We start from the raw sequence: 19,006 nt of genomic DNA on the forward strand, positions 1-19,006 counted from the left end.
ACCTCGCAACGGTTCGTTATTCGACTCGCACGTCAGACGCGAATCCGGACAATCCGGCGGATCCAGAACAGGCCGAAGAGCATCGACACCAGCATCCCGCCGACCATCTTGATCCCTGCCGGATCCTCCCAGAGCACGGACAGGAACTCGCGGTTCAGCAGCGCCATCACCGCGGCGGTGCCGAACGGCAGCAGCCCGAGAATCCACGCCGACAGCCGCCCTTCCGCCGACAGCACGCGCACCTTGTCGAACAGCTTGAAGCGCTCGCGGATCAGCGCGGCGATGCTGTCGAGCAGCTCGGCCAGGTTGCCGCCCGTCTCGCGCTGGATCAGCACCGCGATCACGAAGTAGCGCAGATCCTGCACCGGCACGCGCGTCGCGAGGTTCATCAGCGCGTCGTGCAGCGACACGCCGTAGTTGACTTCGTCGAACGTGATCCGGAACTCGCCGCCCATCGGATCGGGAAACTCGTCGCCGACCATCCCGAGCGTGCCCGTGAACGAATGACCGGAACGCAGCGCGCGCGCGATCATGTCGCAGATGTCCGGCAGCTGCCGCTCGAGCTTGAGCATCCGGCGCGCACGGCGGCGCATCACGTACATCGTCGGCAGGCACGCGGCAAACAGCGCTGCCGGCAGCGCGGCCAGTTGCGGCAGCGTGGCGACGCTCAGCGCGAGCCACGTGAACGCCGCGAACACCACGCTGAGCACGATCAGCTTCGGAAGCGTCCAGTCGAGGCCCGATTGCTGGATCACGAGATCGAGCGCGTGCACGCGCGGCAAGCGCAACAGCAGCCGGTCGAACGGCTTCGATTCGTCGAGCATCCGCTTCTTCAGGATCGACAGCCGCTCCTGCTGCACGTTGCCGCCGGCCGACATCGCGCGAATGCGCGATTCGATCCGGCGCGCCGCGGCGCCGTGCCGCGCGTTCCACCATTGATAGATGCCTTCGATCGCGAGCACGACCGCGACGAAGGTGAGAATCACAAAACCGTAAAAAATCGTGTTCATGAGGCCTCCCCGGCAGCACACGGCGCCATATCGTCAGTCCGTCTCGTAACGCTGGGACGGGTCGTACAGCGAATCCGGCAGGTTGATGCCGAACGCCTGCAGCCGCTCGACGAACTTCGGCCGCACGCCGGTCGCGCAGAAGTGGCCGCGTACCGTGCCGTCGCGATCCACGCCCGTGCGCTTGAACGTGAAGATCTCCTGCATGTTGATGATGTCGCCTTCCATCCCGGTCAGCTCCTGGATGCTGACGATCTTGCGCTTGCCGTCCGTCAGCCGTGCCGCCTGCACGACCACCGAGATCGCCGACGCGATCTGCTGGCGCATCGTCTTCGGCGGCAGCGACAGGCCGGAGACGCTGATCATGTTCTCGAGCCGCGTCAGCGCATCGCGCGGCGTGTTCGCGTGGATCGTCGCGAGCGAGCCTTCGTGGCCGGTGTTCATCGCGTTGAGCATGTCGAGCGCTTCGGCGCCGCGCACTTCGCCGAGGATGATCCGGTCCGGCCGCATCCGCAGTGCGTTGCGCACCAGCGTGCGCTGCGTGATCTCGCCCTTGCCCTCGATGTTCGGCGGGCGCGTTTCGAGCCGCAGCACGTGCGGCTGCTGGAGCTGCAGCTCGGCGGCGTCCTCGATCGTCACGATCCGCTCGTTGCGCGGGATGAAGCCGGACAGGATGTTGAGCAGCGTCGTCTTGCCGCTGCCCGTGCCGCCCGACACGAGCACGTTCACCTTGGCGCGCGACAGCGCATCGAGCAGCTCCGCCATCGGCGGCGTCAGGCTGTGGTAGCGCACCAGGTCGTCCATCTTCAGCGGGTTGACCGCGAAACGCCGGATCGACATCAGCGGCCCGTCGATCGCCGACGGCGGGATGATCGCGTTCACGCGCGAGCCGTCCGGCAGCCGCGCATCGACCATCGGGCTCGATTCGTCGATGCGGCGCCCGACGCGCGACACGATCTTCTCGATCACCTTCATCAGGTGCGCGTCGTCGTAGAACGTCACGTCGGTCAGTTCGAGCTGGCCGCAGCGTTCGACATAAACCTGCCGGTACGTGTTCACGAGGATGTCGGAGATGCTCGGGTCGCGCAGCAGCGCTTCGAGCGGGCCGAAGCCGAACATCTCGTCGTACACGTCGATCGCGAGCTGGCGCCGCTCGATGTCGTTCGCGGGCGTCCGCTCGTCGTCGAGGATGCGCGAAATCAGCGAGGAGATTTCCTGGCGGACCTGCTCCTGCGGCAACCGCGACAGGCGCTCCAGCTCGACGCGTTCGAGCACGGCCTGGTGAATTTCGCGGCGCAGCTTCTGGTATGCGTCGCGTACCGACGAATGCGCCGGGCCGGCCGGCTCGCTGCCCGCCGCCAGCGGCTGGGCTCGGTGCAAGGACATCTGTTCGCGCAATGACATGACGGTTCCCCGAGAGATTTACATGGACTTGAGCTTCGGCGTGGCCTTGCGGCCGAACAGCCGGGACATCAGCGGTTCGCTGCGCGTCGCGCTGCGTCCGGCGCGCACCTCGCCGTCGACGACTTGCTTCGCGTAGCCCTGCAATGCACGCGCGACTGCGGTACCGCGCGCGAGCCGCGACACCGGATGCCCCTGGTTGATCGCTTCGAGCACGGTGTCGGCGTCGTCGGGAATCATGCAGGCGGCCTGCAGGCCGAGCACCTCCTCGAGCGCGGTGCGGGTCCGGTCGCTCGCGCGCGTCGCGCGGTTCACGACCAGTCGCATCTGGTCGGTCGAGTAGCCAAGCGACACGAGGATCTCCAGCAGCCGGCGGCCGGCGCGCACGTGCGGCATCGCGGGCTGCAGCACGAGCTGGATCTGGTCGCTGCGATCGAGCGCGACCATCGACAGCGGATTGATGCCGACACCGATGTCGAAGATCACGAAGTCGTAGCGCGGCGCGGCGACGCCGAGGATCCATTCGAGCGCGTCCTCGCGCATCTCGGCGGCCTTGACCGGGTCGCCGGCACCCGCGAGCACGTGGAAGTTCTCGGTCACGTGCGCGACGCTCGCGTCGAGAAACGCGCCGTCGAGCCGCTCGATCTGCGCGCAGAGCTGCGGCAGCGTCGACGGCGGGGTTTCGTCGCTGACCAGGAACGCCGCGTCGGCGAACTGCTGGTTCAGGTCGATCAGCAGCACGCGGCGCTTGAAGCCTTCGGCGATCTCGAACGCGACGTTGCTGGCGACGAAGCTCGTGCCGGCCCCGCCCTTGCACGACATGAACGACACGATCCGCGTATCGTCGGTGTCGCTTCGCGTGCTTTGCGCGGCGGCACGCTCGAGCGCGTTGCCGAGCGCCTGCCGGTCGAGCGGCCACTGCAGCACGTCTCGCGCGCCCGCGCGCATCGCGTCCAGCAGCACGTGCGGCGACGCATCCGCCGTCACGAGGATGCAGGTCAGGCCCGCGTGCGCGCGGCAGATCCGCTCGATCGCCGACAGCTCCGACGGATCGGTCGAGGTGCCGTCGATCAGCAGGATGTCGAACGCGTCGAGCCCGTCGGTGCGATGCTCGATCTGCGACGGCCGTCCGGTCGCGCGCGTCGCGCGATAGCGTCCGCAGTCGGCCACGAGGCGCGCGATCTGCGTGAGCCGCGCGGTATCGTCGGAAGCTACGAGGATATTGATCATGTCGTGTGCCTCGTCTGTTCGATTAATTGCAGGCGGTGCCGCCAGTCGCGGAAGTCAGGCTTTCGCGCGGCAGCGTTGTCGTGAACGGTGGCATCTTGATCGTCACGTTCACGAACGGGATCATCGTCTTGACCGTGACGTTCTTGACGCTCACGGTCACGAACGAGCAGGTGTTCACGTCGCAGCCCGCCGGCGAGTAGTCCACCGACACGTTCGAGCTCGACAGCAGCGGCAGCAGCTTCGTCACGCGCTTCGCGACGCCGGCGGCATCCACGTCGCAGACCACCGCCGTGCGCGCGCCGAGGCGTACGGCCTCGCTCGCGGTGTTCCAGTAAAACAGCACGCGGCCGAATTCGAAGATGCCGATCAGCAGCATGATCAGCACCGACGCGATGAGCCCGAACTCGACGATCGTCGAGCCGCGCTCGCCGCGCCGGCGCGACAGCGGAAAATGGCGCGCATTCATGACACTTGCCTCATCACGGTGACGATGTTGCCGAAGGTGATCGACTTCAGCCCCGGGTACGCGGGGATCGGTTGGTACTGGTAGCCCTTGATCTTCACTTCGACGACGTTGATGCTGCCCGTCGCGGTGCCGCTCGCCGCGTTGTTGTCCGCGTCGTAGGTCGGCAGGTTCGAGAACTGCGCCGGGTCGGACGCATCGCCGCAGCCGGTCGTATGCGACGCATCGCAGATGGTCACCATCGACGTGGTGAGCCCCGGCACCAGCTCGGTGCCGGCCGAGCCGCAGGTCGTGCTGCCGTACACGACGAGACACTGCGCCGCCGCCACCGGATACGCGCTGTCGGTCGGCAGCCAGACCGACAGGTAGCGTGCCGCGTCGCGCGTCGCCTTGGTCAGCGTCTCGTACTGGTAGATCGCGCGGCCGAACTCGGCCACGCCGGTCGCGAGCATGATCATCGGCATCAGCACGAGCGCGAACTCGACGGCGACCACGCCACGGGTGCGCGAACGGCGAAACGGGGGCCTTTTCATGATCGCCTCTCCCTATTGAACGAGCATCGGCACCTGGACCCCGGACGCGCTGCCGCTGCCGGGCATCCCGTGCGTCGCGCACGGATTGTTGCCGGATACGGACGAGCCGAGGTATTCGAGGTGGGCTATGACGGGGCCGCTGCCGGGGCTGAACGGCAACGGATCGAGCATCAGCACGCAATCCCATTGCGTGATGTGCACCTTGCCGCTGCTGCCGCTCAGCGTCGAGCAGTCGCCTTCCGGCGCGAGCGCGACACGACGGTCGCCGCCAAAGGTCTGGTAGTTGCTCGCCGTCGCGGTGCCGTTGGTTGAGATCCCGCTGCCCGCCGGCGGCGCGCCGTCGCCCTGGTAGGTCTTGTAGGTCGTGCGGTCGGTCACGAACTGCGTGTATGCGTCGCCCTTGATGCCCGGCGTTCCGGGCGGCCCGTAGTTCGGGCCGACATACGCGTAGCCGGTGAAGTCGGGCTGGCCGCTCGAGCCGTTCGCGCCGTTCGTATAGATACCGAAGCGCGTATTCCAGGCGCGCAGCGACGCCGACTTCAGGCCAGTGCTGCCGAGGTCGGGCGGGCTCTTGATATTGCAGGTGTTGCCCGACAGCTCGCTCGCGATGGTCGTTTCGTTCGTCGAGCCGTCGAGCGCCGCCCAGCCGAAGTTGCCGGGCCCGTAGGTCGAACCGGACGGCGACGTGATCCAGTCGCCGACCTTATAGGACGGCGCGCCCGTCGCGCGGCACACGAACACCGGGATCGCGCAGGTGGTCTGCCCGCCGCCGACCGTCGCGATCGCGCTCGCCGACACTTCGGCCGCGTTCGCGAGCTTCGTGCCCGGCAGCACGTTCAGCACCTCGATGAACCAGTGTGCAATGTTGCTCAGCGACGCGACGCACTTCACGTACTTGATGTTCGCCGGCGTCGCGACCGAGTTCTTCGTCAGAAACGGATTGGACAGCGAGTCGCTGAACGTGATGTTCGAATTCGTCAGCATCTGCACCGACTTGTTCTGGAAGAACACGAAATTCAGGTGGCCGGCGGCGATGCCGTTCGCCTCGGCGACCGACAGGCTGATGGCCGAAGTCAGGTCGCGCGCAGCCGACAGCGCGCACGCATCGGCGCTGTTCTGCAGTTCGCTGCGCGTGACGTACAGCTTGCCGAGGTCCAGCGCGAGACCGACGAACCCGATCATCACCGCCAGTGCGAGACCGACGATGATCGCGACGGCGCCGCGCTGGCGATGGAGGCCGCGACGCGTGACTTTCGGATAGCGAGCTGCGCTGGACATGGCGTTCTCCCTGAGCGTGCCGTCGTTATTGAGTCGCCTTGCCGATGCCGATCACGAACGCATTGGCAGGCGGCTGGATTTGCTTGAACGACTTGTCGTAGTTGTCGAGCGCGGCCGCGGCGGCGCCGCCGTCGATGCCCGACGCCGACGCCGATGCCGCGTGTTCGGCGGCATGCGGGTCGATGATCTGGGCCTGCATCACGGAGCGGACCGAGTCGCCGAAGCGGCTGTCCCACACCGGGGTCGACGACATGCAGCCGGCAAGCGCGAACGCGAGCGGTGCGGCGAGCGCCGCGCGGCGCACGAATACGAGGTAGGCGGATTTCATGGAGCTTCCCCTTGGATGGCTTCAACGATCGGTGGACTTGGGTTCCGAGCGCGCGACCTGCGCCCGGGCAACCGCGGGCACCCGTTGCTTCGGTCGCGCCGCCGGCTGGGCCGGCGTGTCGGGGCCGGCCGCCGCGAGGCGCGCGGCGGCGGCTTCGATACGTGCGACCCGGGCTGCATTTGCCGCGTCTGGCTGCGGCGCGGTGGCCGCTACCGGCGCAGGCGTCTTCTGCGGCTCGGCCGGCACCGGCGGCTGTGCGTCCGTGCCCTGCGGCACGCGCGGCGCGGGCAGTGCGGCGGCCGCAGCGGCGGGTGCTTCCGATTGCGGTGCAGGTGCAGGACCCTGGGCCGGAGCCTGGGCCGGTGCCTCCTGCGGTGCAGCAGCCGCGCCGTTCGCGGGTTGCGCGCCCGCCTTGCGGACCCCGCGGCGGCCTTCCATGTTGCCCGTCGCGTACACGTCGATTTCGTGCGGCTTCGAGAAGCTGTCGGTCGGCAACTGCACGTCCGCGGTCTGCATCGGCTTCACGAGGTGCGGCGTGATCAGGAAGATCAGCTCGGTGCGGTCCTGCTGGAACGACGTGCTGCGGAACAGCGCGCCGAGCACCGGCACTTCGCCCACACCCGGGATCGCCTTCAGCGCGCCGCTCGCGTTGTCCTTGATCAGCCCGCCGATCGCGAACGATTCGCCGTCGCTCATCTGCACCGTCGTCGACGCGCGCCGCGTCGTGATCAGCGGCAGGATCGACGTGCCGCCGATATTGGACGCACTCAGCGTAACGCCCGTCTGCGACAGCTCCGACACTTCCGGCGCGACCTTCAGGCTGATCCGGCCGTTGGCCAGCACCGTCGGCGTGAACTTCAACGCGACGCCGAATTCCTCTTCCTGCAGCGTGATCGACGAGACGCCGTTGCTGCCGCTCTGCGGGATCGGGATGAAGATCTTGCCGCCGGCGAGGAACGTCGCTTCCTGGCCGCTGATCGTCACGAGATTCGGCTCCGCGAGGATCTTGACGAGGTTGTCGGTGTTCTGTGCGTCGGCCGAGATGCTGAACGGCTTGTTGTTCGCCTTGTTGAAGATGGCCCCGCTCGCGACGCCCGCGAGCAGGTTGCTGACCAGCGCGCCGCTCCACGAACCGAACCCGCCCTGGATGTTGAACGCGCTGCCCATCTGGTTGATCAGCGTCTTCGACACCTCGGCCACCTTCACCTCGAGCATCACCTGCTGCGGCGACGTGACGCTCAGCATGTTCAGCACGCCTGCGCCCTGCTTGCCGCCCCCGCCGGCATCACCCGCACTGTCGCCGTACGCGCGTGCGATCTGCACGGCCTGCTGCGCGGCCTGCGAGCTCGACACCGTGCCGGCCAGCACGATCGTGCCGGCGGCGGTCGACACACGGATGTCACGTTCTCCCGGCAGCAGTTGCAGCAGCGATGCCTGCAGGCCGCCTGCGTCCGCGCCGACCGCGACGTCGATCACGCGGCATGCGCCGCTCTTGCCCTGCACGATCATGTTGGTCGTGCCGACCGACAGCCCGAGGATGTACAGCGTCTGCGGCGACACCATCGTCGCCTGCGCGACGGCCGGGTTGCCGATCGTCCGATTGCGGACCGGCTCCGGCATCGGCACCAGCAGCGACTTGCCGAGCGGCACGCTGACGCTGGTCGACTCGCGCACGGCACCGACGCAGTTCGGCCCGCGCAGCGGCCCCGCCGCAGCGGCGGCCGCGGCGACCGGCGCCGGCGCCATGCTGATCGTCATCTGCACGGGCCCCTTGCCGACCGCGGCCGGCGCGCTGGCGCCGCCCTTCGTCAGCACGCCCGCCTCGATGCCTTCCTGGGCCAGTGCGCCATAAACGGTCAGCCATCCTGAACAGAGGATCGCGGCCATCATCGTGCCCCGTGCGACGCGCGTCCGCAGTGGGCCGGTACCTGTACGTTGCGGTTTGAGCTTCATTTTGTGTGATCCCCCGAGAGACCGGCGCCGTGCCGGTTGTCGACTTCCGAGGCCGCTGTACCCTGCCGGCGGCCGATCTGTTTATCTGGCTGTGTTGATCTGCTTCAGAAACATTCGACGCTGCCCTTCACGCCCGTCAGCACGCCGACGCAGTCGCGTCGCGCTGCCGGCGCCGCGTGCGACGCGACGTGCACGCGCACCGTCCGCACCTGTGCGGGAGCGGGAAGCGGCGGCAAATCGGGTACGGGCGGCTTGCCGAGCAGCGTCATCTTGGTCGCGCCGTCCGTGTTCAGCGTCTTCTGGTCGACCTGGTTGCGCAGCACGAGCGACAGCGTGCCGACGCTGCGCGCGAGGTCGAGCCGTTCGGCCTGGTCGGGCGTGACTTCCAGCGTGACCGCGTTGACGACCTTCGGTGCGGTGTCGTCGCGGCTGACCTGCTGCGCGACGGCGAGCACCAGGATGTGCTCGAGCACGATCTTGGAGATGCTCTGCCCGTCGGTCTTGCCCTGCTGCTCCTGCGTGTTGACGATCACGTCGACGTAGGTGCCCGGCAGCGCGAAGCCCGCGACGCCGACCACGTCGTTCACGCGCACCGTGATGGCGCGGCTGCCGTCGGCGATCACCGCGGACAGCCCGCCCTTCGTGCCGAGCGGTGCGAGCTTCGACTCGATCACCGGCTCGCCGCGCGCCAGGCTGGTGCGCACGACGCGCCCTTCGAGGGTTTTCGTATCGGTGAACGCGCCGGTCGGCACGCTGCCCGACGGCCAGCTCACCATGTGGATCTGGTTCGCCCCGAGCGGCTCGCCCAGGTTCAGGTCCGCGGCCGCCACCGCGACGGGCGTGACCGAGTTCGTGGATGTCTGCACCAGCCAGTGGGACGCGAACACGACCGCGGCAAGACCCGCGACCATCGCGACGGCCAGCATCATGAGCGCTCGACTGTTTTTCATGGCAATGCTCCTCGACGATTCGTGAAAAAAACGGCTCAACCGGTGATGTACGTACGTCCGCCTCGCTCGACGGGCGGCGTATGGTTGCCGTCCCGTTCGGGCGCTGCGCCGAAATAGCTCGCCCACGCGTCGTACAGCGCGTCGTGCGTCACCTCGGGCGGATCGCCGCGGTAACGTGCGCCGGCGGCGACAAGGCGCAGCAGATCCGCCGGAAAGCACGCGAGAAACGCCTTGCCGGTCGGCAGATGCAGCCGATGCAGCAGGAACTCGAATGCATCGCTCGCCGAGACGAGACCGAGCGATGCGCAGGCCGCGTCGTACACCGCGCGGTAGTGGTCGATCGACAGCGGACCGACGTGAAGCTTCGAGCCGAGGCGGCGCATGAATGCGTCGTCGCAGAACTGCTCCGGCGCCAGGTTGCTCGAGAACACCGGCCACACATCGAACGGCAGCACGAAGCGGTTGCCGGATTCGAGCGTCAGGAAATCGACGCCGCAATCGAGCGGGCGCAGCCAGCGATTGAGCAGGTCGCGCGGCTCGACGCGCTGGCGGCCGAGATCGTCGACGATGTACATGCCCATGTTCGCCTTCATGTGCGGCGGCGCCTGGTAGAAACCGGCGGCCTCGTCGCGGCGCAGGTCGAGCTCGTCGAGCGTCAGTTCGCCGCCGGACATCACGACCGGCCGCTTGCACAGGCGCCAGCGGCGATCGACCGACTGGCCGCCGGATTGCGGTTCCGCGTCGACGTGCACGAGCGGGTCGTAGATCTGGATCACTTCACCGGCCGCGCAGATCGCGTGCGGCACCGGCACGCGGCCGTGCATCAGCGCGCCGAGCCGCTCGGCGAGGAAGGTCTTGCCGCTGCCGGCCGGGCCGTAGATCAGCAGCGGACGGCCCGCGTTCAGCGCCGCGGCCGCCGCATCGATGACCGACGTGTCGATCACGATGCCTTCGAACGCGGCCCACACGTCGCCCTGGCCGATGTGCAGCTTGCGTACCGAATGCGCGCTCACGCATTCGAGGTATGCGTCGAGCGTGACCGGCGCGGGCCCGCTGTAGCCGCTGCGCGCGCGTTCCTCGAACGCGAGCACGCGGCCCGCGTCGGTCAGGCGGAACGTCACGTCGAGATCGGTCGCGCCGCGATGGGTGAGCTCGACGAGATGCTCGCGCACCAGGAACGCGAAGACGTCGTCGAGCACCGCGAGCGGCAGGCAGTGCCGCTCGACCAGGTCGCCGTACGACGGGCGGCCGAGCATCAGCGTCGACTTCAGCACGAGCCCGGCGACGAACGTCATGCTCAGCCCGGTTTCGCCGAGCGAGCGCGGCGCCGCCGGCAACTGCGCGCCCAGCTTCGTATTGACCTCCCGCGACGGCAACGGATCGGGCAGTTTGGATACCTGCGCGTCGCGTCTCGGTTCGGTGTGGTTCGTGTTCATGGTCGTTCCATCCTCGTTGCGGGCTCGTCGCGCTACGCGCACGACGCGAACAGCATGCCCAGCGTGCCGGCCGCGATCGCGACGCCGTACGGCAGCGTGCCGACCGACGCGATTTCCGCTGGGCCGTCGGCTGCCCCTGCGCGCGCCCCTTGCGAACGGCGCGCGATCAGCACGCGGACGTTCGCCCACATCCGGCGCATCCGCCCGCGCAGCAGCGCGAACGCGATGGCACCGATCCCGCCGGCCACGAAGGTGGCCAGCACGATGTAAAACGTCATTTCCGCGCCGACCCATGCACCGATCGCGAGCATCAGCTTCACGTCGCCGGCCGCCATCCCGCGCAACAGGTAGAACGGCAGCAGCAGGCCGAAGCCGGTCGCTGCTCCCGCGAGCCATCCGAGTGCGCCTGCCAGGACGCCGTGCAGCGTGCACTGGGCGACCAGCGCGCCGACGAGTCCGACCGCGACGAGGCGGTTCGGAATGCGGCGGGCTGCGATGTCCGTGCTGGCCGCGGCGACCGCGAGCAGCGTCACGCACAACGGAACCGGGTAAGGCGGCGCAACGAGTAACATGGCGAACCTCGCGGAGCGAATCGAAGGATCAGGAAACCATTGCAAGCGCGGTGGTCACGGCAGCCGTCAAGGCTGTTGCAATCACCTCGTACGTATCGGCCAGCGAACCTCTCAGCGTGACGACGCTGCCCAGCACCGCGACGGCGAACATCGCCCCGAGCAACGCATATTCGATCGACGTCACGCCCTGCTCGTCGCCGATCCAGCGGCGACATACGGCACGCACCCTGGCTTGCATGATGGTCTCCGGTTCCGGTTGATCAGATGACCGGGACGGCTCGAGCACTGCACCAGCCGAGCCGTCCGCGGTACGGTCCATCAGAGGCCTGCCACCGCCGAATCCAGGTCGGCCGCGATCGTGCTGAACACGGTCTTGAGGTCCTTCCCGATCGTCGACAGCGCGAGGATGATGCCTACCGCGATCAGTGCGGCGATCAGGCCGTATTCGATGGCGGTCACGCCGTCTTCATCGCGGACGAAACGGCTGGCTTGTTGAATGAACTTGGACATGGTTATCTCCTTGCGTGATGACTTTCAAAGCCCTCGTGTACCGGCTGGATCGATCGATCTGGCATCGATACGTCGAGGAAAGTTGTTAATGCCGTGTGGTGACGACGAACGATTCGGATGAGCCGTTCCCCGTACCGTCCATCAAATGCCTGCTACTACCGATTCCAGATCGTCCGCGACCGTGTTGAACACGGTCTTCAGATCCGTACCGACCGTCGCCAACGCGGCGACGATGCCGATCGCGATCAGTGCGGCGATCAGGCCGTATTCAATGGCCGTCACGCCGCGCTGATCCCGAGTGAACCAGGCGATCTTTTCGATGATTCTTGACATGAGCACTCTCCTTTCGGACTGCTATGAAATACCCTTCGTCTGTCATGACGTCGGGGACGGGCACCACCGGCACTACAAGAAAATCGAAACGCGACGCTCAGCTGCGAGGACAGGGATGCGCACACCTGTCCGTGAGAACGGATTTCTGTGAGAGGGAACGCGAGAGATGCGCGTACGGTTCGATCAGCCGGATAAACCGGGCTGGACGATCGACCTGAACGGCGTGACAGCCGTTCGACGCACGGAATTCAATTGAGCGGGAGCCGAACTCCCGGCGAGGCTGAAAATCGCTTTTGTCGCGGCTCGCCGGCCGCGATGTGCTTTGCTGTTTCATTTTTATTCCCCGTCTGCTGCGATGCCGATTTCTTTTTGCCCTGACGATCCCGGGTCTCGTTGGCCGATCGACGAAGGTTCTCGCGGTTCATCGACCTGGAGCTGCGTGTTTTCCCCGACGCGCTCCGGCCCTCTTCTCCGCAGGTGATTCCGAAGCTGGTTCCGTCTGTTCCCGGAACCGCCCGGTCGTCACGTCGTCGACTGCCGTGCCAACGCTAACGCAAAGAGCAGGCCACCTCGAGCAAAATCCAGGCGTATCAAGGGTTCCGGCGATCCCCGGGTTCATGCGCCAATGGTGCGACGAACGAAATGTTTCAACTTTGATATATGCATTCCCGCGGGCGAGGTACGCCGGAACGCTCGCCGCCGCGCTGCACAAAGGGTCCAAAATTTTTTCTCGGGACTTTCCCGAACGCGGGCAGCCGGTTGCATTTCACGGGATCGGCGGGACGCGCCACCGCTCAAAAACGCGGAATGTTTCAAGCCAGAAACATGAAACCCGGCCGGGTCGTTTTCTCATACCTGAAAACGCGGCTTTCACGCCTGTCACCGATTGATCGGGATCACGGCTTCCAGTGCGCGGTTTGCATCACGCGATTTTTTCTTCAACAATGAGTTCACCGGACAACGCCATTCAGAGCGATTCGATCCGGCAGCACGACAACATGAAACGGCTGCGACAGACCAAGCAGCCTCCACTACATACGGGGCATCATGTACACAGCCAATCGTGGAACGCGCGATCGCGCCATATGCCGGGCTCAATGGCTGACGGCGGACCGGATCGTTCCGTACAGCTGCATCATGCTGATGCTCTTCGCCGCGCTGCTGGCCGTCTGGGGCGTCGTGACGGACGGCTTCACGTCGAATGCCACCGCCCGCCCGGGCACCGACTTCTCGGTCTTCTGGACCGCATCGCACCTCGTGTTGCAAGGCCATGCCGCAGCGGCCTACGACTCTTCGTCATTCCTGCAGGCCGAGTTCGCGCACTTCGGTGCGTATCTGCAGCACCGGCCGCTTCCCTGGCTCTATCCGCCGACGATGTTGCTGTTCATCGCGCCGGTTGCCCTTGTGCCTTTCCTGCCCGCATATTTCCTCTTTTTCGCGGGCAGTCTTTTATGCTACGCGTTCGCCGTCTCGCGGTTGTCGGGATTGCGCGCGCATCTTCCCCACCCGCGCGCCGCGGCGCTCGTCGTGGTCGCTTATTCGGCGGTGTGCATGTCCGCGCTGTTCGGCCAGAACAGCATCCTGACCGCCGGCCTCGCCGCACTCGCACTGCATCTGCTCGGCAAGCGTCCGGTCGCGGCCGGCGTGCTGATCGGGCTGCTCGCGATCAAGCCGCAACTCGCCGTCGTGTTTCCGTTCGTGCTGATCGCGGCGCGGGCGTGGCGCACGTTCGCGGCGGCGGCGATCAGCGCGACGCTGTTCGCGGCGGCCGGGGTCGCACTGGCCGGGCCCGGCGCGCTGCACGGGTTGAGCCACGCCATGTCGACGGTACGCGACCAGCATTTCATGCTCGCGTCGTACTGGCTCGCGTCGCCGACGCCGTTCGCCGCGTTGCGGCTCGCGGGTGCGCCGGTGGCGGCCGCACTGGCCGCGCAAGCGGCGGTCGCGCTGCTGGCGATCGCTGCGGCCGTCGACGTATGGCGCCGCACGCGCGACATGCGCCTGCGCGCCGCGGTGCTGGCCGTCGCCACGCTGCTGACGACGCCGTATCTGTGGAACTACGAACTGACCTGGCTCGGCATCGCGATCTTCTGCCTGATCGCACACGGTCTCGACGAAGGCTGGCTGCCCGGCGACCAGGGCATCCTCGTGCTCGCGTGGCTGCTGCCGATCTTCGAGATGTTCAACCGGCTGATGAAGCTGCCGCAGATCGGGCCGGTCGTGCTGCTCGCGGTGCTGTTCGTCGTCGTGCGCCGCACGGCGCTCGCGTCACGGAGCACGCAATGAAAGCGCCTTCGTTCGCCCGCCATGCGCATTCCGCCGTCGATCTGCATCCGGAACTCCCGATCGCGGGCCCGCGCCGCTATCCGCACTGGCTCAATCGCGATCGCGTGCGCCTTTATGCGGCCGCCGTGCTGTTGACGGAACTGCTGTTCATCGTCATCTACGTGACCCGCGTGGTCCTGTCGCACAACGGTGCACTGGAACAGCTGTCGCAGGATTTCTCGCCGATCTGGAGCGCCGCGCGGCTTGCCGCGCACGGGCACGGTGCCGACGCATGGCATTTCCCCACGCTGTTCGCGGTCCAGAAACTGGCAGTCCCGACGATGACGCTCGCGGACGGCGCACTGCCGTGGCTCTATCCGCCGACGATGCTGCTGCTCGTGCTGCCGCTCGGCTGGCTGCCGTACATGCTGGCACTCGTGCTGTGGCTCGGCGTCACGTATGTGCTGTTCGCCGCGACGATCCGCGCGACCGTGCAGCGCGATGCCGCGTGGCTGTGCGCGCTCGCGTTCCCCGGCGCGTTCCTCACCGTGATCGTCGGCCAGACCAGCCTCTTTACCGCGACACTCGCCGGCATCGGCCTGCTCGCGCTGAACCGCCGCCCCGTATGCGCGGGGATCTGCTTCGGCTTGCTGACGATGAAGCCGCAGCTCGCGGTGCTGTTCCCGCTCGCGCTGCTGTGCGCGGGCCAGTGGCGCGCGCTGGCCGCGTGGGCCGCGACGATCGCCGGCTGCGCCGCGCTCGCGACGCTCGCGTTCGGTGTCGGCCCGTGGGTCACGTTCGCGCATGTGATCGGCAACGCCTATACGATCGTCGGCACCGGCCACGCCAAGCTCGCCCGCATGCCGACCGTGTTCGCACTCGCGACGATGGCCGGCTGGCCCGCGATCGTCGCGCGCGGCCTTCAGCTGCTGTCGGCCGCGGCCGCCGCGATCGCCGTCGTCTACGCGTGGCGCGGCGCGTGTTCCTACGCGCTGCGCGCCGCGACCCTTGCATGCGCATGCCTGCTCGTCAGTCCCTATCTGTACGACTACGACCTGACCTGGTACGGCATCGTGATCGCGTGGTACGCGCGTTATGCGTGGACGCACGGCTGGCGCCGCTTCGATCGCGAATGGCTGATGCTGTTGTGGCCGATGCCGCTCGCGGGCCTCGCGGTCGTCTCGCATCTGTCGTTCCAGTTCATGCCGCTCGTGACGCTCGCGTCGCTCGCGCTGCTCGTCAGCCGGATCGCGCAGGAAAGACACGACGTGCCGTCGATGCCCGACGCACGCGACGACTCGACCGAGACCGGCTTCGCACATCCGGTCCGACCGCACCACCGCCCGGCGCACGGAATGCGCCGCACCGGCCGCCCGACGCTCGGCGCCGGCCGGTGAAGCGACATCACAAGGGGAATCATCATGCGGGAACCACTCTACACGCCGCTCGTTTCGCTGGTCGTGCCGTTCTATAACGAAGGCGAGGCCGTCGAGCGCTTCTTCGACGTCGTGATTCCGTTGCTGACGGCCATCGACGCGATCCGCTTCGAGATCGTCTGCGTGAACGACGGCAGCCGCGACGACACGCTCGAACGCCTGATCCGGATCAGCACCGGCGAGCGGCGCGTGCGCGTGATCGATCTCACCCGCAACTTCGGCAAGGAAGCGGCGCTGACGGCCGGCCTCGACGAAGCCGCCGGCGACGCGGTGATCCCGCTCGACGCCGACCTGCAGGATCCGCCGAGCCTGATTCCGGTGATGATCGAACACTGGCGCGCCGGCGCGGAAGTCGTGGCGGCGAAGCGCAGCAACCGCGCGTGCGATTCGTTCGCGAAGCGCACCGCGGCCGCGATCTACTACCGCGTGCACAACCTGCTGTCGGACGTGAAGCTGCCGGAGAACGTCGGCGATTTCCGGCTGATGGATCGCAAGGTCGTGAACGCGCTGCGCAACCTGCCCGAACGGCACCGCTTCATGAAGGGGCTGTTCGCGTGGGTCGGCTTCAAGACCGTGATCGTCGAATACCAGCGCGACCCGCGCAGCGCCGGGCACTCGAAGTTCTCCGGCTGGAAGCTGTGGAATTTCGCGCTGGAAGGGATCACCAGCTTCAGCACGGTGCCGCTGCGCAGCTGGACCTACATCGGCGGCGGCATCGCCGCGCTTGCGTTCCTGTACGGCTCGGTCATCATCTTCCGCACGCTGCTGTTCGGCAATCCGGTGCTCGGTTACGCGTCGCTGATTTCGGTCACGCTGTTCATCGGCGGCATCGAGCTGATCGGGATCGGTGTCGTCGGCGAATACATCGGGCGGATCTACGACGAGTCGAAACAACGGCCCGTCTACCTGATCCGCCGACGCTACCAGGCGCACGGCAAGGTGATCGAACTTCCGGTCGCGCGCGATGCGCGCCGCCAGATCGCACGCCGGCGCGTACAGCCGAACCGGGCGCGGATCGACGCACGCTGAACGCGCGCAGACGGCCATGATCGACCTGCTCCATGCCGAGCGCACCCGGCTCGTGCGCTTCGGCTTGTCCGGGCTCTGTTCGACCGCGCTCCATACGCTGGTCGCGTCCGCGCTGTTCGCGTTGTTCGATGCGACGCTGGTCGCCGCGAACGCGGTCGCGTTTCTCTGCGCGACGGCGTTCTCGTATCTCGCGAATACGCTGTGGAGCTTCTCGTCGACGGTACGCACGCGCAACGCGCTGCGTTTTCTCGTCGTCACGCTGGCCGGCTTCGTTGAAACGCTGCTGCTCGCGCGTGCCGCCGAGATGCTCGACGTGTCGCGTTCGATGAGCATCGTCGCGATCGCATTGCTGATCCCGCCGACGACGTTCGTGCTGCATCGGCTCTGGACCTACCGGTAAGCGCGCGATCGCCGGCCGCCCGGCGGCCGGCTACCTGCCGCGAATCACGCCCCCTTCCCGCTCCCGAATCGTCGTGCCGCCACGGCGACGGTCGCTCGCGGTCGAGCCGGCCATCCGCCCCTTTCTCCGATCGAAAATAATCGGCAAAGCGATTAACAGATTCAATTTTCTTCTATTTATGTAACGCATCGATCCGATTGAATCCAGTTTTAAAATTAATATCAGACAATCATTTTTATAACCCTGTTTACTCTTACAGCTTCCAGAATTAACCGAACGGGATAATCTGCATTCGCCATCGCACCCGCACGTGCCATACAACGCGCAAACCCTTACAGGACAAGGCGATGGCAGATACACGAAGCAATTCGCGCAACGATGAGTCCCATTACTTCAAACGGGAGCTTCTATGTCACGCGTTACCGATGTGCTCGTCTCGATCGATACCGAAACCATTCTAAAAAATTATCCGAATCCCAGCAGGGATCCGAAAAGCCCGACGCTGATCGACTGGAAACACGTGTACATGGTCACCAACCAGGACAACGTGGTTTCCGGGCAGGCGGGCGGCGAACTCGACCTGAAGGCGCAGGTCGGCGACCTGATCCGCTGGCGCGAAACGAGCCTGTCGCTGGGCTTCGAGAAACAGGTGGTCTTCTACGGCTTCATCGCCAACCAGGGCAAGGACCTGATTTCGACGCCCACGCCGCGCAAGGCCACCGCATCGGTGCCGATTCCGAACCCGAGCTCGCCGTCGACGCCGACCTGCCAGAAGGTCGACAACTATTACTGGTCGTCGGAAACGCTGTCGGAAGGGCGCGTCACCTACCACTTCTACTTCCAGATCATCGACCGCAACTGCCAGTCGCTGGGCTGCTACCAGTGGGATCCGTTCATCTCGATCCACAACTGATCGCGGCAGGCGGGCGGCCGCGCCGCGGTCGCCCGCGTCATTCCCTTGTTGCGGAGGAAGCGCTCATGTCTGGTCTTCGTTGCGATGTGCTCGCTATCGTCGACGCCGTCACGCTGCTGTCGGTCTACCCCGATGCGAGCCGGAACGCCGATGCGCCGACCGTGATCGACGGCCGGCACATCTACGTGTTGAGCCCCGGCGACGACAGGCAGCTCGGCCACAACGACAGCCGGCTCTTTGCCGGCCTGTCGCCAGGCGACCAGCTTCGCCTGCGCGAAACCGCACTCGCGCTGCGCGCCGAAGTGAGCGTGCTGTTCATCCGGTTCGCATTGAAGGACACCGGCATCGTCGCGCCGATCGAACCGGAAGTGCGCGACGCCACGACGCCGGTACCGAATGCCGATGACCTGCTTCATCCGTCGTGCCAGCCGATGAAAGACCACTACTGGCACAGCGACGTGCTCGCCGCGGGCACCACCACGTGCACGGCCGACTTCGCCGTGCTCGATCGCGACGGTGCCGTGTCGGGCTATTTCCGCTGGGAAACGACGATCGAGATCGCCGGCAGCCGGCCGGATACGAAACAGCCCGGTTAGCCCGGTTTCCAGCCGTCGTCGGACCGCGACGGCAATTTCAGCCTGCCGCCGGATCCCGCCTTCACGGCGATCTTCCCCGCGAATGCCGCGGACCGGCAGGACCTGAAGCCGTTCATCGACGATGCGCTCGAACCGGCCGCGTCGTTCGGCGGCAACGACAACGACGGCATCAGGCAGTTCACGCTGAACTCGAAAGGCGGCAAGATCCGGATCGACGTATCGGCCAACGGCAGGAAGTCCGCGACCGACGCGCGCCTGGCGCCGCTGTCCGCGGGCGATCAGGTGTGGCTCGGCTGGCTCGGCGCCGACCGCGGCTACAACGACGGGATCGTCATTCTTCAGTGGCCGATTACCTGAGCGTCCGAGCGTCGCC

21 protein-coding genes are annotated in these 19,006 nt (G+C 66.6%); 6 read left to right on the forward strand and 15 right to left on the reverse strand.

What is annotated here, in order from left to right; genetic code table 11:
• Positions 1 to 32: 32 nt before the first annotated feature.
• The 15 genes from DM992_RS33745 to DM992_RS42000 all read right to left on the reverse strand — a co-directional run bounded on the left by DM992_RS33745 (position 33) and on the right by DM992_RS42000 (position 12,419).
• On the reverse strand, positions 33 to 1,010 hold the full coding sequence (locus DM992_RS33745) for a type II secretion system F family protein (RefSeq protein WP_111020635.1): 978 nt from the start codon (positions 1,008 to 1,010) through the stop codon (positions 33 to 35).
• A 33-nt stretch (positions 1,011 to 1,043) separates the two neighbouring features.
• The gene (locus DM992_RS33750; RefSeq protein WP_111020636.1) at positions 1,044 to 2,411 is read right to left on the reverse strand and encodes a CpaF family protein; all 1,368 of its coding nucleotides are present in this window, start codon (positions 2,409 to 2,411) and stop codon (positions 1,044 to 1,046) included.
• An 18-nt stretch (positions 2,412 to 2,429) separates the two neighbouring features.
• Positions 2,430 to 3,638 (reverse strand): AAA family ATPase, encoded by a 1,209-nt coding sequence (locus tag DM992_RS33755; protein WP_111020637.1) that lies wholly within the window; start codon positions 3,636 to 3,638, stop codon positions 2,430 to 2,432.
• A gap of 22 nt (positions 3,639 to 3,660) precedes the next feature.
• Complete coding sequence (locus DM992_RS33760) at positions 3,661 to 4,104, reverse strand: TadE/TadG family type IV pilus assembly protein (RefSeq protein ID WP_111020638.1); 444 nt, start codon at positions 4,102 to 4,104, stop codon at positions 3,661 to 3,663.
• On the reverse strand, positions 4,101 to 4,634 hold the full coding sequence (locus DM992_RS33765; RefSeq protein WP_111020639.1) for a TadE/TadG family type IV pilus assembly protein: 534 nt from the start codon (positions 4,632 to 4,634) through the stop codon (positions 4,101 to 4,103). The genes DM992_RS33760 and DM992_RS33765 overlap by 4 nt, the downstream gene beginning before the upstream one ends.
• Before the next feature lie 12 nt (positions 4,635 to 4,646).
• Positions 4,647 to 5,912, reverse strand: a complete 1,266-nt coding sequence (locus DM992_RS33770; protein ID WP_111020640.1) for a TadE/TadG family type IV pilus assembly protein — start codon at positions 5,910 to 5,912, stop codon at positions 4,647 to 4,649.
• 25 nt (positions 5,913 to 5,937) lie between these two features.
• A complete protein-coding gene (locus tag DM992_RS33775) occupies positions 5,938 to 6,240 on the reverse strand; it encodes a hypothetical protein (protein ID WP_034182327.1) in 303 nt (100 codons plus the stop codon).
• Between the two features lie 21 nt (positions 6,241 to 6,261).
• On the reverse strand, positions 6,262 to 8,193 hold the full coding sequence (locus tag DM992_RS33780; RefSeq protein WP_111020641.1) for a type II and III secretion system protein family protein: 1,932 nt from the start codon (positions 8,191 to 8,193) through the stop codon (positions 6,262 to 6,264).
• Positions 8,194 to 8,297: 104 nt separating this feature from the next.
• Positions 8,298 to 9,143: a Flp pilus assembly protein CpaB gene (gene cpaB, locus DM992_RS33785; protein WP_111020642.1), complete on the reverse strand. Its 846-nt coding sequence runs from the start codon at positions 9,141 to 9,143 to the stop codon at positions 8,298 to 8,300.
• 35 nt (positions 9,144 to 9,178) lie between these two features.
• On the reverse strand, positions 9,179 to 10,579 hold the full coding sequence (locus DM992_RS33790) for an ATP-binding protein (RefSeq protein ID WP_111020643.1): 1,401 nt from the start codon (positions 10,577 to 10,579) through the stop codon (positions 9,179 to 9,181).
• Positions 10,580 to 10,611: 32 nt separating this feature from the next.
• Positions 10,612 to 11,151, reverse strand: a complete 540-nt coding sequence (locus tag DM992_RS33795; RefSeq protein WP_111020644.1) for a prepilin peptidase — start codon at positions 11,149 to 11,151, stop codon at positions 10,612 to 10,614.
• A gap of 28 nt (positions 11,152 to 11,179) precedes the next feature.
• Positions 11,180 to 11,389, reverse strand: a complete 210-nt coding sequence (locus DM992_RS33800; protein WP_034182332.1) for a Flp family type IVb pilin — start codon at positions 11,387 to 11,389, stop codon at positions 11,180 to 11,182.
• Between the two features lie 80 nt (positions 11,390 to 11,469).
• Positions 11,470 to 11,661, reverse strand: a complete 192-nt coding sequence (locus DM992_RS33805; protein WP_111020645.1) for a Flp family type IVb pilin — start codon at positions 11,659 to 11,661, stop codon at positions 11,470 to 11,472.
• A 141-nt stretch (positions 11,662 to 11,802) separates the two neighbouring features.
• Entirely contained in the window at positions 11,803 to 11,994 is a 192-nt protein-coding gene (locus tag DM992_RS33810; RefSeq protein ID WP_111020646.1) for a Flp family type IVb pilin, read from the reverse strand.
• A gap of 248 nt (positions 11,995 to 12,242) precedes the next feature.
• Positions 12,243 to 12,419, reverse strand: coding sequence for a hypothetical protein (locus DM992_RS42000; protein WP_162631802.1), 177 nt, complete (start codon positions 12,417 to 12,419; stop codon positions 12,243 to 12,245).
• A 622-nt stretch (positions 12,420 to 13,041) separates the two neighbouring features.
• On the opposite strand from DM992_RS42000, the gene DM992_RS33815 reads away from it, so the two are divergent.
• The 6 genes from DM992_RS33815 (at position 13,042) to DM992_RS33840 (ending at position 18,633) form a co-directional block, all read left to right on the forward strand.
• The gene (locus DM992_RS33815) at positions 13,042 to 14,280 is read left to right on the forward strand and encodes a glycosyltransferase family 87 protein (protein WP_111020647.1); all 1,239 of its coding nucleotides are present in this window, start codon (positions 13,042 to 13,044) and stop codon (positions 14,278 to 14,280) included.
• The gene (locus DM992_RS33820) at positions 14,277 to 15,656 is read left to right on the forward strand and encodes a glycosyltransferase family 87 protein (RefSeq protein WP_111020648.1); all 1,380 of its coding nucleotides are present in this window, start codon (positions 14,277 to 14,279) and stop codon (positions 15,654 to 15,656) included. The genes DM992_RS33815 and DM992_RS33820 overlap by 4 nt, the downstream gene beginning before the upstream one ends.
• Before the next feature lie 24 nt (positions 15,657 to 15,680).
• Positions 15,681 to 16,724 carry a glycosyltransferase family 2 protein gene (locus DM992_RS33825; RefSeq protein WP_111020649.1) on the forward strand — a complete coding sequence of 348 codons (1,044 nt, stop codon included), beginning with the start codon at positions 15,681 to 15,683 and terminating at the stop codon, positions 16,722 to 16,724.
• A gap of 16 nt (positions 16,725 to 16,740) precedes the next feature.
• Entirely contained in the window at positions 16,741 to 17,124 is a 384-nt protein-coding gene (locus tag DM992_RS33830) for a GtrA family protein (RefSeq protein WP_111020650.1), read from the forward strand.
• 409 nt (positions 17,125 to 17,533) lie between these two features.
• Complete coding sequence (locus DM992_RS33835; RefSeq protein WP_111020651.1) at positions 17,534 to 18,037, forward strand: inclusion body family protein; 504 nt, start codon at positions 17,534 to 17,536, stop codon at positions 18,035 to 18,037.
• A gap of 65 nt (positions 18,038 to 18,102) precedes the next feature.
• The gene (locus DM992_RS33840) at positions 18,103 to 18,633 is read left to right on the forward strand and encodes an AidA/PixA family protein (protein WP_111020652.1); all 531 of its coding nucleotides are present in this window, start codon (positions 18,103 to 18,105) and stop codon (positions 18,631 to 18,633) included.
• The last annotated feature ends 373 nt before the right edge of the window (positions 18,634 to 19,006 follow it).

Origin of the sequence: Burkholderia sp. JP2-270, assembly GCF_003233675.1 — a bacterium.
GTDB classification, from domain to species: domain Bacteria; phylum Pseudomonadota; class Gammaproteobacteria; order Burkholderiales; family Burkholderiaceae; genus Burkholderia; species Burkholderia pyrrocinia_C.

Coding starts and splice junctions, on each gene's coding strand:
- DM992_RS33745 (WP_111020635.1), bottom strand. CDS start 1,010: ATGAACACGATTTTTTACGGTTTTGTGATTCTCACCTTCGTCGCGGTC.
- DM992_RS33750 (WP_111020636.1), bottom strand. CDS start 2,411: ATGTCATTGCGCGAACAGATGTCCTTGCACCGAGCCCAGCCGCTGGCG.
- DM992_RS33755 (WP_111020637.1), bottom strand. CDS start 3,638: ATGATCAATATCCTCGTAGCTTCCGACGATACCGCGCGGCTCACGCAG.
- DM992_RS33760 (WP_111020638.1), bottom strand. CDS start 4,104: ATGAATGCGCGCCATTTTCCGCTGTCGCGCCGGCGCGGCGAGCGCGGC.
- DM992_RS33765 (WP_111020639.1), bottom strand. CDS start 4,634: ATGAAAAGGCCCCCGTTTCGCCGTTCGCGCACCCGTGGCGTGGTCGCC.
- DM992_RS33770 (WP_111020640.1), bottom strand. CDS start 5,912: ATGTCCAGCGCAGCTCGCTATCCGAAAGTCACGCGTCGCGGCCTCCAT.
- DM992_RS33775 (WP_034182327.1), bottom strand. CDS start 6,240: ATGAAATCCGCCTACCTCGTATTCGTGCGCCGCGCGGCGCTCGCCGCA.
- DM992_RS33780 (WP_111020641.1), bottom strand. CDS start 8,193: ATGAAGCTCAAACCGCAACGTACAGGTACCGGCCCACTGCGGACGCGC.
- cpaB (WP_111020642.1), bottom strand. CDS start 9,143: ATGAAAAACAGTCGAGCGCTCATGATGCTGGCCGTCGCGATGGTCGCG.
- DM992_RS33790 (WP_111020643.1), bottom strand. CDS start 10,579: ATGAACACGAACCACACCGAACCGAGACGCGACGCGCAGGTATCCAAA.
- DM992_RS33795 (WP_111020644.1), bottom strand. CDS start 11,151: ATGTTACTCGTTGCGCCGCCTTACCCGGTTCCGTTGTGCGTGACGCTG.
- DM992_RS33800 (WP_034182332.1), bottom strand. CDS start 11,389: ATGCAAGCCAGGGTGCGTGCCGTATGTCGCCGCTGGATCGGCGACGAG.
- DM992_RS33805 (WP_111020645.1), bottom strand. CDS start 11,661: ATGTCCAAGTTCATTCAACAAGCCAGCCGTTTCGTCCGCGATGAAGAC.
- DM992_RS33810 (WP_111020646.1), bottom strand. CDS start 11,994: ATGTCAAGAATCATCGAAAAGATCGCCTGGTTCACTCGGGATCAGCGC.
- DM992_RS42000 (WP_162631802.1), bottom strand. CDS start 12,419: ATGAACCGCGAGAACCTTCGTCGATCGGCCAACGAGACCCGGGATCGT.
- DM992_RS33815 (WP_111020647.1), top strand. CDS start 13,042: ATGTACACAGCCAATCGTGGAACGCGCGATCGCGCCATATGCCGGGCT.
- DM992_RS33820 (WP_111020648.1), top strand. CDS start 14,277: ATGAAAGCGCCTTCGTTCGCCCGCCATGCGCATTCCGCCGTCGATCTG.
- DM992_RS33825 (WP_111020649.1), top strand. CDS start 15,681: ATGCGGGAACCACTCTACACGCCGCTCGTTTCGCTGGTCGTGCCGTTC.
- DM992_RS33830 (WP_111020650.1), top strand. CDS start 16,741: ATGATCGACCTGCTCCATGCCGAGCGCACCCGGCTCGTGCGCTTCGGC.
- DM992_RS33835 (WP_111020651.1), top strand. CDS start 17,534: ATGTCACGCGTTACCGATGTGCTCGTCTCGATCGATACCGAAACCATT.
- DM992_RS33840 (WP_111020652.1), top strand. CDS start 18,103: ATGTCTGGTCTTCGTTGCGATGTGCTCGCTATCGTCGACGCCGTCACG.